Below are 14196 nucleotides of genomic sequence, written 5' to 3' on the forward strand. Positions count from 1 at the left end.
AGATATTTTATATTTTATTCCAAATAACGTGATGGCAGCCACAACTAGCTAACTAACTAACGACAGGCTGGCCCCGTCTCGAGGATTCATAAGCAGCTAAAGAAATCGCCGCTGAGCGCAAGCCGTCCTCCCCTGTAATCGGCACAGGTATTCCTGTTCTTATGCTGTGAACAAAGTCGCCAACGATGAGCTTGTTTAGATTATCGCCCCAGTCGCTCCATTCGGCGTTGCCGCTCAAATTGCTGTAAACCTCGTTGCTCAGCTTCCTGACATCTACGTTGATCGTTCCTGCTGTCCCAATAATTTCCAACGTTAAATCCCGTTTCATCGGAAAAGCTTTGACCCTCGACCAGCTTGTATCCAGCACGCCGATAACCCCGTTCTCATATTTGAAATGGATCATCCCTGAGTCGTCGATCGGAATATCGTGGAACAACGTAGCACATTCCGCATACACCTCTATGACCTTCGATTGCAAAATCCAGTTGAATAGATCCATGACATGGACGGAATGGTCCAGCATCGCCCCGCCACCGGATAAATTCCGGTCAACAAACCAATCACGTCGAGGTAAAGCCCCCTTGTTGGTGCCTTTTACCGCAATGACAGTACCAATCTCACCGCTCTCCACAGCTTCCTTAGCGCGAATCACAGCTTGAACATAGCGATTATTAAAACCCGTCATCAGCTGTACGCCATTCTCTTTGCAGGCTGCAATCATGTCTTCCATTTCTGCCACGGAGACGCCTAACGGTTTTTCGCAAAATACATGCTTTTTGGCTTTCGCCGCATCGATGGTTAAAGCAGCGTGATGCACATTTTCCGAGAAAATGAATACAGCCTCGACATCGGTGTCCAGCAGCTCCTTATAGTTGGCGAAATAAGGGTACTTCTTATCGAAGGGTTCGACATAGGAGCGATTCTCATCCGCAACCCCGACAATCTCCACTTCCGGATGGTTGGCCAGCGTACGCAGAACACCTTCTGCATGCGTATGGGCAAATCCGATCATCCCTACCTTTAATTTAGCCATGGCTCGTACCTCCCCAAGCTACAGGCATACCGGTCTGTGCCGAACGGATGGCTGCCTCGGCAATTTGGAGCGCCTGATGCGCATCCTCAGCAGTAACCTGCGAGGCTGTACCGGATCTTATACAATTGAAAACATGCTCTAGCTGATAAAAGTACGGACTATGGACCATCGAGCTTTCTCCTGTGATCGTATTCGTCAAACCTTGCTTTTTTTTCAGCTCGAAGCTATTCGTATTTCTGCTGTCATAACGAATCACACCTTTATTTCCAGCCGCCTCTATTCGGCAGCGATACGGCTCCGGGTCGCCCCAATGGCCCGCGAGGTTAACAATCTGTTCGTTTCCAAATCGTAAGGTGACGAGAGCATAGTCAATCCCCGACACGGTTCGGCGCATAGCATAAACGGATCTGACTTCACCCAACAGCCAGCGCATCAGGAAGATGTCGTGGATTAATCTTTGCAGGATGATCCCCTTGCTCTTGCTCTCATCGCTGTACCAATCCTTGTAGCCCAGAGGATGCGGACCGGAATGCTGGATATGGACGACCCCCACATCCCCAATCGCTCCTTTTGCTATTTGATCCTTCATATTTTTGTAGTGCGGTGAGAATCGTTCGGCATAACCTGCGAATATTTGTACACCCTTCGCTGCCGCCATCGCCATCATTTCCTCTGCTTCGGCTGCTGTAGCGCCCATAGGCGCCTCGCAGATAACATGCTTGCCTTGACTAATAGCTTTAAGGATATACTCCTTTTGCATATAGGTAGGCAGACATATACAAATGATGTCCGCTTCGGCGTTCGCCATCATTTCCTCATATGAAGTAAAGGCAGCCGTCCGACATAGGTCCGCCAGCTTGCCCGCAGCTTCAGCCTGAATGTCGCAAACTCCCGTTACTTCAATATTACCGATTTCACAAAGGTTTTGCGCGTATTGTGTCCCGAGATTGCCTCCGCCTAATAATGCCACTTTCATCGTCATGTCCCCTCCCTTGTATGGACCTTGCCTGCTTACGCGAAGTAGACCGCTTTCCCGGTTTCAGCTGATTCGTACACGGCTTCTAATATTTGTGAAACGACTAAGGCTTGCTCCGGTTTAACGACAAGCTCTTGATCATGCAAAATACTGTCGAGCCATACCCTCATTTCCAGTTCGATCGATTTACTCCTGACTTTATCAAAGGATGGAATACTCGTGCCCTCCATAAGAACTTCTTTGTCGAACAGCTTTCCGTGTTCCTCGCCATTGATCCACAGACCTTCCCTCATATCGGCTCCGCCTTTGGTACCGCACAAGGTAACCTTTGCTGCTCCCTCATGCCGTATATTCAGCGCCCAGCTTGATTCCAGCATGATAGTAGCTCCATTGTCCATAACGATCATGGCAAATGCGGAATCTTCAACCTTGAAGCTTGCCGGATCCCATCCACCGTTTCTAGCTGCTTCTTCGACTTGCGATAACTTGTGGTAAGCGGTGCCGACGACCATCTTGGGTTTATAGTTGTCCATCATCCACATGGTCAAATCCAGGGCATGCGTGCCGATATCAATTAACGGACCTCCTCCTTGCTTGTCTTTGTCCAGAAATACCCCACGGATCGGAACGCCCCGCCGGCGGATTGCATGTGCCTTAGCAAAGTAGATGTCACCCAAGTCGCCACTGCGGCATATTTTGTGCAGTTGCTGGCTATCCGCACGGAACCGATTGTTGTAGCCAATCGTCAGTTTCTTTCCTGTACGCTTTGCTGTCTCCAGCATAAGTGTGGCATCTGCAGTACTTATAGCCATCGGCTTTTCACACAATACATGCTTGCCAGCTTCCAGAGCCGCAATCGTAATCTCAGCGTGGCTGTCATTGGCCGTACATACATGGATGACATCTATATCCGTATCGGCCAAGAGCTCCCTGTAATCCGTATAAACAGACGCATCCGCAGCCCCAAATCGCTCCGCTCCCTGTTGTGCTTTATCCAAAAATACGTCGCTGAAAGCGCTCAGTTCAACCTCGGGAAATTTAGATAAATTAGGCAAGTGCTTATTGACAGCGATACCTCCACATCCGATAATGCCAAACTTCAGTTTTTTCAACATAGCTTTTCCTTCCCCTTTATTTCATTAATTTTTTTTGAAACGATTAACAGCAGCCTCATATATTTTGAGTAAATCCTTCACACCCATTTTATTAAGCGTATTGACGTACTGATCCCAGCTATCAAACGATTGCCCACCAGTAATAAATTTCAATTCCTGTTCTGCGACATAGGTAGCGATATCACTTTCCAATCCATTCAACTGATCCTGCTCATCCTTGGTAAACATGAAGCTTGGCCAAATATTTTTGGAGATATTAGGACCCAGCAGCTTGGCCGCTTCCAGCGAGCTTGGGAACGTATTGCCTGTTTTATCATATTTTTGCAGCACCATTTGCGGTATACCGCCACCTGGCCATGTTGAGAATTGTCCGGCAGCTTGGTCCAATGACAATTTAGGATTGATGCGAATATCATCCTTGTACTGAATATCACCATCCGGCAGCTTCTCATAAGTAACTCCCTCGATGCCCATCCGCAAAAATTTGCTTCCTTCTTCGCCATAGAAATAATCTACCCAACGCATAGTAGCCTCGGGATTTTTATTTTTGCTCGTAATCGCGAAGGTCCCTTGGCTTTGCGTAAATGGAGACACATTAGAAAACAGCTGGTCTCCATAAGGACCTTTTAATGCCGGAACCGGCACATAATCGTTCATATACCCATTGCCAGCCTGATTCAGGTTGCTTGCATGAAACGATCCCGCCAAACCTTGTGATAATTTAGCATTAAACTGCGGTACCTCCTGCGCAAATACCTCCCTGTCCATTAAGCCTTCTTTAAATAAACGAGCAAGGAATTCGAGCAGCTCTTTATACTTGGGGTCCATTGCAAAAAAGCGAATCTTCCCATTGGGGTCCTCATCAATATACACATTATCCCTGGCGCCTGTTGTACCGAGCCCCCATGAACCTCTCATGCCGGGAGTCATGCCGAAAGACTTGTCTCCTGTCCATGGAAGCTCATCGTTTTTACCGTTTCCATTCATGTCGTTTTCTTTGAACGCTTTAAGCGTTTTGTAATATTCTTCTATCGTCGTCGGGACAGGCAAGCCTAACTTATCCAGCCATTTCTTATTGATCCACAGTTTTTTAGTTATCCTTGGAGCGATTTGTTCATTAAGCTGCGGCAAGGAGTAAATGTTTCCGTCTGGTGCTGTAATGCTTTTCCTTACATCAGGATGCTTTTCCATAATGGCTTTAAAGTTAGGGGCATACTTGTCGATTAAACCGTTAAGCGGAATTAATATCCCTTGGGAGCCATAGTTGACTTCGTCGGCTGGAGTAAGAGTGGCACGATAAAAAGCTTCCGGGTAATCACCGCTTGCAATTCTAACATTTCTTTTTTCTTTATAGCCGGTTTGCGGTACAGCCTCAAACACGACCTTCACATTAGTCTTCTTCTCATATTCCTTAAAAATCAGCATGTCGTTCCAGTCTGCATGCAGCGGACCCTTGGCCCCCATCATTTGTATCGTTATCGGCTCCTTCACAATAGGAAAGCCAGTGGCATTAACATTACCATTCTCTTTCGTTTCTTTAGCTTCTTTACTATTGGGAACGGCTTCATTTGTTGCTGTACAGCCTGAGAGAGTTGCTACGGCTATAGTCATGGCTACGGATGCAGGAACCCATTTTCGTGTAAATTTCATTGTTCATCCCTCTTTCGATTCGTATAGTAACAGGCATAGCTATCCTTTAATCGCGCCGATCATAATTCCTTTTTCAAAATATTTTTGCAAAGCCGGGTATAGAATCAAGACAGGCAGGCTGGAAACCACGATAATTGCATATTTAAGTCCTTCAGCCAAATTTTGCTGCTCTACCATCGATTGCGTATCCCCTGACATCATCTCCTCCATTTGGTTTTGAATGAGCAGCTCCCTCAAGAACAACTGCAGCGGATACTGCTTCCGATCTGATAAATAAATTAAAGCATTAAAGAAAGCATTCCAATGACCCACCGCATAATACAGGATCAATACAGCAATAATCGGCATGGACAAGGGTAGAACGATGCTTACCAAAATTCTAATGTTCGTGCTTCCATCCATAAATGCCGATTCCTGGAGCTCTAAAGGAATTGTATTTTGGAAAAAGGTGCGCATAATAATCAAATTAAACACCGAAACCGCGCCAGGTAAAATCATGACCCAAAATGTATTAATAATACCCAGGCTTTTAACAACTAAGTAAGTAGGAATAATCCCACCGCTAAAAAACATCGTGAATACAAAGAAGGCCATAATCACATTTCGTCCGTAAAAATCCCTTCGCGATAGTGGATACGCGCCTGCAGTGGTCATGACAATATTGACACAAGTGCCCACGACTGTGTACAGAATCGTATTTCTGTAGCCAATCATAATATCAGCGTTTTGAAACACTCGCTTATAGGCTTCAAATGAAAGCTCTTTGGGCCATAACCATACCTGGCCCTGCAATACGAGCGTCGGATTACTGAGTGAGGCGCTTACAACATAGATAAGCGGATAAAGCACAATGATTAAAATCAGCGATAATATACCTAAATTGATGGTGTCAAACCATCGATCTCCTAAGCTTCCCTTAGCTCCTATTCCCATGAAGCCATGCCTCCTACCACAAACTCGTTTGACTTACGCGCTTCGAAATACTGTTCACGATAATTAATAAGGCGAAATTGATTACCGAGTTAAACAATCCGATAGCGGCCGAAAAGCTGTACTGGGCTCCAACTAGCCCATTTTTATAAACGTAAGTTGAAATCACTTCCGATGACTCCAAATTCAAGTTGTTCTGCATGAGAAACACTTTCTCAAAGCCAACGCTCATCACATGTCCAAAGTTCAATATGAGCAATATGATGGCGGTAGGCATCAAACAAGGTATCGTAATATAAATGATCCTTTTGATCTTGCTTGCCCCATCCACAACGGCCGCCTCGTACAACTGCGGATCGATTCCAGACAAAGCCGCCAAATAAATAATCGAAGCCCAACCGGCATTTTGCCATACCTCAGAAAGAACATAGATGCTTTTGAACCATCCTGATTCTGACATGAAGTAGACCGGATCTCCTCCCAGAGCAATAATGATCAAATTAATCATCCCGTTTTTCGGGGATAGAAACACCAGTATAAGTCCAACCATAACTACGGTAGAAAGAAAGTGAGGAGCGTATGTGACCGTCTGTACAACTCTTTTAAATTTGCTATTCCGCACTTCATTGATTAGCAGGGCCAAAATAATCGGGATGGGAAACGAGACCACAAGCTGATACAAGCTTAAACCCACCGTATTCCGAACCAATCTCCATGCGTAGTAAGAATTAAAAAATCGCTCGAAGTGCTTCAAGCCTACCCATGGACTCCCGCCAATCCCTTTGACCGCCATAAAATCCTTGAAAGCAATTTGCACGCCATACATAGGCAAGTATTGAAAGATGATGAAGTAGGCTACGACCGGTAAAATAAGTAAATACAAATCCCAGTTTCTACGAACACTTTTTAACGGACTGGATAACATTTGTTATATATTCCCTCCTCTCCAAAATAAGCAATAGTATCCATTATACGCCGTCGTCGTCCTGGAGTTGGACACGCAATGCATGCAGCTCCTCTTTTAAAGAGCGAATGATTCCAGCGTTGGCGGGATCGTCGTAAATGTTGTTCAGCTCGTACGGGTCCTCATGCAGATCGAACAGCTCCCACTCCGGCGGCTTCGGCTCGTCAGTCGAGCCCTTGGTGTCCAGCGCTTCCGCATAATAGTAGATGAGCTTATAGCGCTCGGTGCGGACGCCGTAATGGGCGTACACATAATGGTTGCCCAGATGCGTCCAATAGCGGTAGTACATCGACGTGCGCCAGCCCTCCGGCTTCGTTCCCTGCAAGAGCGGCTGCAAGCTCGCACCCTGCATATTCGCAGGCACGGGCAAGCCGGCATATTCCAGAAATGTCGGGGCGAAATCAACATTAAGCACCATCGGCTCGCATACACTGCCCGCTTGGATCCCCCTCGGGTAACGAATGATGAACGGGATGCGCAGCGACTCCTCGTACATAAAACGCTTATCAAACCAGCCGTGTTCGCCGAGGAAAAAGCCATGATCTGTTGTGTAGATGATGATCGTATCATCCGCTATGTCTTGCTCCTCCAACCAATCGAGCATTCGACCCACATTGTCGTCGATCGAAGCGACACAGCGCAAATAATCCTTGATGTAGCGTTGATACTTCCAGCTTTTTGATTGCTCGGGCGTTAAGCCTTCCGGCGGGTCCAGCTTCAAATCCTTCTTGAGCAGATCCCGATCCACCCGCATGCGGGCTGCCGAGGCGGCCGCCGCCCGGTTCGAATAATCGTCATGGAACGTTTCCGGCTCAAGAATGTCCATATCCTCATACATATCGGCGTGTTTGTCGTCTGGAATCCATGACCTGTGCGGAGCCTTGTGATAGCACATCAAGAAAAACGGTTTATCTGTATCCCGCTTATTCATCCAATCGAGAGACAAATCGGTGATGATGTCGGTGACATAACCTTCGTGAACTTTCCTTTCGCCCATTTCGATGAGCGTCGGGTTCATGTAATCTCCTTGCTCGGGAAGCACGTTCCAGTAATCGAAGCCGGTCGGATCAGCGGCTCCCCCGTGTCCCAAATGCCATTTGCCGATCATGGCCGTCTGATAGCCACCCTCCTGCAGGAGCTTGGCCACTGTTTGCTGACGGCCGTCCAGCTGATCGCTCAGCGTTCTCACCCCGTTAAGGTGACTGTACAGCCCTGTTAGAATCGACGCTCGGCTTGGCGAACAAAGCGCGTTAGTACAAAAGCAGTTGTCGAACCGCATGCCTTCATTAGCAATACGGTCAAGCTGCGGCGTCTTATTGATCCTGCTGCCGTAGCAGCTCAAAGCACTCGTCGCATGATCATCGCTCATAATGAACAAAATATTAGGCTGTTTCATCTTTTCCCCTCCTAATTTCGTTTCGTCGAAAGCTGGTCTCGTAAGTATCCGCTGTGTTTTCAAGCGCGAATGCTGACTTCACGATGAACTATATAACAGCCTGGCACACAAGTACATCGGCAGTATAATGAACGATCTGCATTTTATTACATCCGCATAAAACGGCCTTATGGCAACGGTCTCCAGCATCTGCAATTTCAACATTCCATATGCAATTGATTACATTTTGCGAAAAAAGAACCGAAAATCACGGGGATTTGCGGTTCGTCGGCTGGGGAGAATTAGCTTTACGGTACAGCATAGGCGTGATGCCTTCCAGCTTTTTAAACTTGCGTATAAAGTTGGTTTCATCCACATATCCGACTTGCTCGACGATTTGCTTCACGGTTAAACTGCTGGTTGCCAGCAATTTCTTGGCCTCATTCATCCGCAATAAATCGATATGCTGCTTTTGCGTATATCCTGTTTGGTCCTTTATAAAACGGGACAAATACGACGGGGATAAATCAAATTCTTGTGCGATCGACTCTTGGCTTAAGGAATTATCGTTGTAGTGATCCTGCAGATAAGCCATAATCCGATCGCTGAGATCGACATTTTTACTTTCCTTTTGTTCGTCAATATATTCGCTAAGCTGTTTGCAAAATTCGCATATTTTCCTTTTTGTCATTTCCAGCGTTTCAAAATCATGATTGATTAATAGCTCCAGGTCTTTCTGGAAATAATCATTTAACTTGTCATTCATCTCATCCATCGTATTAAACACCTTATTCATAATGCCCGAGCTTATATATTTGGCCGCTTCGAGCGAAAGCGGTTGGTTGACGATCTCATCGAATATTTCCGCAACAATCATTTGCGACTCTTCGGCCTTGCCTTGTTTGATAACCCTCACCAGCTGCATCTCCAGCTCTGCCGGATAGCGGTAATGCTGTTGCTTCTCCCACTCAATGTCTTCATAGAATATGATCTGGTCATTCCCTTTAATAAACCGGTACAGGATGGCTTTGCTCGCTTCTGCATAAGTATCGCATATCATGGACACATCATTGTAAATCCTACCAATCCCAACCGTTAATGAAAATTTATAATTTTCTCTAAAAAAGCTTTTTATTTTAACAGCAACTGCCGTAATATGCTCTTTGTTGTTTTTATCAGCCTTGACATTTAAGACAAGCGCGATTCCGCGGTCATCGATTAAATCAACCCCGTATCCGTGTCCCACTTCCCCGGACAGTTCTTCAGCAATATTAATAATGCTGAATTTAAACAGGTTCTGCATCGAGACACTGTTTTCCGTGCGAAAGCGGTCATAATCATCAATGAAAAAGAGCAGGGTGCTAAAAGAAGAATAAGAAAAGGTTAACGCTGACGCTTCCATCATATTGTGCAAATGCTGCGGCTGAATATCCTGCTTGCCTTTTAACAAAGAAAGCAGCAGCCGTTCTTTCATCATCCCTCTTCTACTTCCCAATTGGCTCATTAAACCTTCTTTTTCCGTAATCACTTCGTCGAACGCCTGCGACAGATAAGAAATTTCGTCCATATTGTCCGCCGTGCCCTTCAATACTCTTCGATCGACAATCATTTGAACGATGTTTCGCAAGGAACCGTAATTCTTATTGGCCAAAATAAAAGAAATCAAAATGCCTATAAGAAAAATGACTACGGCTGAATACGTAAAAATAATTCTGCTTGTTTGCACCTTTTGTAAAATTTGAGCGGTAGGAATCACTGTCACATAGGACCAGCCACTGTACTCTGAATCGACTTTGATCACCGAATATCTCCCATAACGGTTATGAACCTCGCTCGCTTGCGAAGTCAAAGCAGCCCCGTCCAGCCCGCTTAAAAATTGTTCCGCTGTTTGTTCCAACGTTCCTGATTGCAGGGAAATAACCGGCTCATTATGCTTATTCAGAATGTACGTATACCCGGAGTATTTATTGATGACATTACCCAGCATCTGGTCTAACATCTTTTCCTCAATCAAAAACAGCACCGCCCCATACGGTTTCCCTTGGTTAATGGGCAGTGGGCATATATAAGTAACAAATTTACTCTTTGTATCCACACCATGGATAGTAATTTTTTCCGCTGGCTTGACAACAGGTGTTGTCATTCCTTCCAATTGTTCGAAAAATTGTTGCTTCCCCCAATTTTCGTATTGGTATGCGTAATCAAAGTAAGATTCGTAGCTGTACACACCACTCGCAGCATACAGCTTTCCCGTATCGCGGTGGGTGTACACCAGCGCCAAATCATAGATTAAGAAATTGCTGGACCGGTATTTGCCCAACTCTGCGATGGCTCGAAAAGTTGGGTACCCTTCATCCCCCACCATGGAAGGCGTCATGTCCGGGTTGGCGGCAATCTGCATAGCGATTTTCTCAAGCTCCTTCATTCTCGAATCCACAGTATCACGAATTTGTGTTAGACCTATCGTCGTCGAGCTTTCCACTTCATCCTGAAATGTCTGAATAATGTTGCTAAAGACTACAATGCTAACAATTAACATCGAAATAACGAGCAGCAATACGTATGACAAAAAATATTTGTAGAAGCGAACAGAACGTCTGCGATCGATTTGCATTGCAGTCATCATTTTTTTCATCGTCTACCCTGCTTTCTTCGCTTGAAAAGGGTTTTGGGGTTCTCTGGCAGCGGTTACATAGAAACGTTGAAAAAACAGCAGAGATCCTCCCGTACAACAAGCGGACCTCCACCGTTTTCTCAAATCACATGTTAACCTGACTGCTGCTGATAGCTGACCAGCGCCGCCGCACCGTATAGACCGACGTTATCGCCAAGCGTTGCCATCGTAAATTCCACGTCGCGCATACCCAAGAGCGATTGCCGCTTCGCCATCTCCACGGCAGGTTTCAAGAGGAAATCCCCTGCTTTGCTAACGCTGCCACCGAAAATGATTTTTTGCGGATTGTATAGATTGATCATATTGATCAGTCCAATGCCCAAATAGGTTCTCGTTTCCTCGACGATTTCCATAGCCAAGGCGTCATGGCGAATAGCAGCGGCAAACACGTCTTTGGACGTCGGAGCTTCCAGTCCATACAGTTCCGACTGGCTGAAAGGCGCTTTCCCTTCGTTGGCGTAACGAACCAATTTGTGCTTGGTTCGCTCCGCGATACCTGTTCCTGACGCACAAGCTTCCCAACATCCATAATTGCCGCACTCGCATAACGGGCCGCGCGGGTCGATAATCATATGCCCGATTTCGCCCGCGCTTCCTTGCTCGCCGAGCAGCAGCCGACCGTCAACAATCACGCCGGCTCCGATGCCCGTACTGATTGTAATGTATAACATATTGTTCGCGTTCCGCCCGTTTCCGTACAACCATTCACCGAGAGCAGCGGCGTTCGCATCATTATTTAAATAGACGGGAACTTGAAACTCATCGATCAAAATCTGCCGCAGCGGAATATCCAGCATACCGGGTAGCGTGGTAGGGGAAAGCACGACCCCGGTAAATGGGTCCAGCGGCCCTGGGCTGCCGACGCCGATACCGGCGATACTGCCCGAGATCTGCTCACCAGCCTGGTTGATGACTTCATGAATGCCTTTTTTAATTCTGCCAATGACCGCATCCGAGCCCTCCTGCGCGAGAGTTAAAGCTTCGTCCTTCATCAAAAGTCTGCCTGTTTGGTCGAACAACCCTACCCTGATCTGCGTTCCGCCAAGATCGACTCCAACGGTATATTTGCTATCAACCATGCAGGATAACCCCCTCCGTGATAAAAAAGTGTTCAACCTATTTTCAAGCTCCGACTGTTGTCTACTTGAGTAAAGCGGCGGCGGCTTTATCGACGATTACATGAACGGTCGGATGCAGACGCAGCGCCGTTACTGGAACGCTCGGTGAAATATCCCCATACATCAATTGGTACAAGGCCTCAGCTTTCGCCGGTCCGCTGGCCAGCAGCACAATCGTTCTCGCTTCGAGGATCGTGCCGATTCCCATCGTGATCGCTTGCTTCGGCACCTCGCTGACATGATCGAAAAATTGGGCATTGTCTTCCAAGGTCTCACGTTTCAATGCAACGAGCCGGGTGCGTGACGAGAAAGCTGTTTCCGGTTCGTTGAATCCAATGTGCCCGTTGCGGCCGACTCCCAACACCTGCAGGTCAATCCCTCCCGCATCACGAATCGCCGTTTCATAACGCGTGCACTCCTGCTCCACTTCCGCGCTTTCCCCATTAGGGATGTCATAGCCGAGCGGCATTAACGGGTCGTACACATGACCCTTCATAAATTGATAGAAGCTTTGCGGATGCTGCCGGGGAAGCGCATAATATTCATCCAGATTAAACGTCATAGCTTGTGACAAGTCGGCTTTCTCTTCGCGGAGCTTGCGGTACAACCCTACGGGCGTCCCGCCGGTGGCAAGCCCTAGCACACTGTCAGGACGCTGCGTCAATTGGTGCAGCACTAATTGTCCGGCAGCCTGCGACATTTGTTCATAATCTTCAACAACGGTCAAATGCAGCTTATTTGCAGGGTTAGCTTCATGGATTTGAAGCGACCCGCGCTGCGTTCGGTTAGCCTGTTTCAACGAACTCATCCTTTCCATCATGTTGTCGATCCCCGGGATTAAATGAATGAAGCGACTTACGGCTTCATCACAAATATCGGTGAAATCCAAGCAAATTGGTTGTTTGTTTGGCGAACTTCCGCATGATACACATCGCATTCGGCGGCTTCGGTCTCAAAATCCGTCCATGTCCCGCTATAGCTGTACTCGTACTCGGGAACAGCGCGATGGAACAAAATCGCCTCCGAATTATACGCCTTAAGATGGACGCTGCGGCTTCCCTGCAATAGTTCGCCAATCGTCGCAGACAACTGCTTCCCATTCAAATTCATCTCAATGACAGTCGAAACGTCCCCATTGATTTCGAGGATTAAAGCCGCCGTGTGGGAGTGCAGCGTTGTCGGATTTTTAAAGGTCGTGCATGTCCACGAAACCTTCGTCTCCGATTGCGCAAGCAACTCGTTATGCAGCTCATTAAGATCCGGGTTGTCCCTCATCTCCGGAGTTGGTGCCAGCACGCTGCGTCCTCTGAAGCATGTTTCGACCGAGTCTATGATGCCGCCCTGAATGCCCGCCTCTCCTTGCCAAAAATAGCCGTCCTTGGAATCTCCCCAGCCCATTTCTACGCGTACTTTAAACTTTCCGGCGGAAGGATTGTTCTTCGTACGCAGTGATTCTCCTGCAATCGTCTGCCATGGCATAAAGTTTTTATAGACAACGATTTTATCGAGCCGATCGCAGCCTTTCACATCCAACCGGATTTCCCGACCATCCGCTGCTATAACCTCACTGCCCATATCAGCGCCATTGACTTGAAATCCGCATTGAATTTTATCACCTGTCACCCCATAAGTACGGCGCGCTAATATAGCCTCCCATATGGAATCGCGCGTTTTTTCCTTGGCCAAAACAGCTAAGCGGCCGTCGCCGTAAGAGCCCGGATAACCTGCATGGTGATCTGTGGAACCGACGAAGCCGAACCGGAGTCCCTTGCGAATTCCGGCAAGCACCGTGCTTCGTGAATCTCTCGGACCCATATCATGCAAATAAGGATGTGCGCTGTCATCAGACATACCGCAGCCGTGCTTGGAAAACACTTCGACAACCGGACTGATCGTCGGGTCGAACGTATCCCAATTACCTCCGCGGTAACCCGGCGTATAGCCAACATGATGGGGGACCGCAATGACTTCGCGGGGGCTGAGCGCCTTCACAACCTCGTAAGGCGAAATCCCTTGAAACAACGGCATATCGTCTCCCTTGCATACAATATGATGATCGCCATATTCACTGGAATGCGCCTCGTATCCTTGAAAGGTCACAAATTCGTGGGGTACATTCGCTTTGTTTACCGTTTCCACGATTTGATCCCAGCGCGAAGCCAGCTTGGCGAAGCCTTTTTCATGAAAATCGATTAGAAATTCGAGCTCTTTCGTTTTTTCCGGCATATCATGCCACGAAGCATGTCCAATAATTGAAACAAAATCGAGCTGCCCTCGCGCCGCCTTCAGTGCATTTTCCAAACTGCCGAAGCCATAGCTAATTCCACAATGATTGTGAATGTCTCCCCAATAAATATTCAT

General features: G+C 47.2%; 11 protein-coding genes. All 11 read right to left on the reverse strand.

Going from position 1 to position 14196, the window contains the following annotated elements:
• Positions 1 to 52: 52 nt before the first annotated feature.
• The 11 genes from NST47_RS25555 to NST47_RS25605 all read right to left on the reverse strand — a co-directional run bounded on the left by NST47_RS25555 (position 53) and on the right by NST47_RS25605 (position 14196).
• Positions 53 to 1033, reverse strand: coding sequence for a Gfo/Idh/MocA family protein (locus NST47_RS25555; RefSeq protein WP_341157649.1), 981 nt, complete (start codon positions 1031 to 1033; stop codon positions 53 to 55).
• The gene (locus NST47_RS25560) at positions 1026 to 2009 is read right to left on the reverse strand and encodes a Gfo/Idh/MocA family protein (protein ID WP_341157650.1); all 984 of its coding nucleotides are present in this window, start codon (positions 2007 to 2009) and stop codon (positions 1026 to 1028) included. Before NST47_RS25560 ends, NST47_RS25555 begins: the two co-directional genes overlap by 8 nt.
• Before the next feature lie 35 nt (positions 2010 to 2044).
• Entirely contained in the window at positions 2045 to 3124 is a 1080-nt protein-coding gene (locus NST47_RS25565; RefSeq protein ID WP_341157651.1) for a Gfo/Idh/MocA family protein, read from the reverse strand.
• Between the two features lie 24 nt (positions 3125 to 3148).
• A complete protein-coding gene (locus tag NST47_RS25570) occupies positions 3149 to 4774 on the reverse strand; it encodes an extracellular solute-binding protein (protein ID WP_341157652.1) in 1626 nt (541 codons plus the stop codon).
• Between the two features lie 39 nt (positions 4775 to 4813).
• Positions 4814 to 5707: a carbohydrate ABC transporter permease gene (locus NST47_RS25575; RefSeq protein WP_341157653.1), complete on the reverse strand. Its 894-nt coding sequence runs from the start codon at positions 5705 to 5707 to the stop codon at positions 4814 to 4816.
• 13 nt (positions 5708 to 5720) lie between these two features.
• Entirely contained in the window at positions 5721 to 6629 is a 909-nt protein-coding gene (locus tag NST47_RS25580) for an ABC transporter permease (RefSeq protein WP_341157654.1), read from the reverse strand.
• Between the two features lie 43 nt (positions 6630 to 6672).
• On the reverse strand, positions 6673 to 8064 hold the full coding sequence (locus NST47_RS25585; protein ID WP_341157655.1) for a sulfatase family protein: 1392 nt from the start codon (positions 8062 to 8064) through the stop codon (positions 6673 to 6675).
• Positions 8065 to 8311: 247 nt separating this feature from the next.
• Entirely contained in the window at positions 8312 to 10678 is a 2367-nt protein-coding gene (locus NST47_RS25590; RefSeq protein ID WP_341157656.1) for an AraC family transcriptional regulator, read from the reverse strand.
• 131 nt (positions 10679 to 10809) lie between these two features.
• Positions 10810 to 11796 carry an ROK family protein gene (locus NST47_RS25595; protein ID WP_341157657.1) on the reverse strand — a complete coding sequence of 329 codons (987 nt, stop codon included), beginning with the start codon at positions 11794 to 11796 and terminating at the stop codon, positions 10810 to 10812.
• Between the two features lie 61 nt (positions 11797 to 11857).
• Positions 11858 to 12643: a glucosamine-6-phosphate deaminase gene (gene nagB, locus NST47_RS25600; protein ID WP_341157658.1), complete on the reverse strand. Its 786-nt coding sequence runs from the start codon at positions 12641 to 12643 to the stop codon at positions 11858 to 11860.
• A 47-nt stretch (positions 12644 to 12690) separates the two neighbouring features.
• Positions 12691 to 14196 (reverse strand): hypothetical protein, encoded by a 1506-nt coding sequence (locus NST47_RS25605; protein ID WP_341157659.1) that lies wholly within the window; start codon positions 14194 to 14196, stop codon positions 12691 to 12693.

It is taken from the genome of Paenibacillus sp. FSL H8-0034, assembly GCF_038000305.1.
In the GTDB taxonomy this organism is placed as follows: domain Bacteria; phylum Bacillota; class Bacilli; order Paenibacillales; family NBRC-103111; genus Paenibacillus_S.

Excerpts from the sequence above, each read along its gene's own strand:
- NST47_RS25585 (WP_341157655.1), bottom strand. The coding sequence starts at position 8,064 with ATGAAACAGCCTAATATTTTGTTCATTATGAGCGATGATCATGCGACG.
- NST47_RS25565 (WP_341157651.1), bottom strand. The coding sequence starts at position 3,124 with ATGTTGAAAAAACTGAAGTTTGGCATTATCGGATGTGGAGGTATCGCT.
- NST47_RS25580 (WP_341157654.1), bottom strand. The coding sequence starts at position 6,629 with ATGTTATCCAGTCCGTTAAAAAGTGTTCGTAGAAACTGGGATTTGTAT.
- NST47_RS25595 (WP_341157657.1), bottom strand. The coding sequence starts at position 11,796 with ATGGTTGATAGCAAATATACCGTTGGAGTCGATCTTGGCGGAACGCAG.
- NST47_RS25605 (WP_341157659.1), bottom strand. The coding sequence starts at position 14,196 with ATGAATATTTATTGGGGAGACATTCACAATCATTGTGGAATTAGCTAT.
- NST47_RS25590 (WP_341157656.1), bottom strand. The coding sequence starts at position 10,678 with ATGAAAAAAATGATGACTGCAATGCAAATCGATCGCAGACGTTCTGTT.
- NST47_RS25575 (WP_341157653.1), bottom strand. The coding sequence starts at position 5,707 with ATGGGAATAGGAGCTAAGGGAAGCTTAGGAGATCGATGGTTTGACACC.
- NST47_RS25560 (WP_341157650.1), bottom strand. The coding sequence starts at position 2,009 with ATGAAAGTGGCATTATTAGGCGGAGGCAATCTCGGGACACAATACGCG.
- NST47_RS25570 (WP_341157652.1), bottom strand. The coding sequence starts at position 4,774 with ATGAAATTTACACGAAAATGGGTTCCTGCATCCGTAGCCATGACTATA.
- NST47_RS25555 (WP_341157649.1), bottom strand. The coding sequence starts at position 1,033 with ATGGCTAAATTAAAGGTAGGGATGATCGGATTTGCCCATACGCATGCA.
- nagB (WP_341157658.1), bottom strand. The coding sequence starts at position 12,643 with ATGAGTTCGTTGAAACAGGCTAACCGAACGCAGCGCGGGTCGCTTCAA.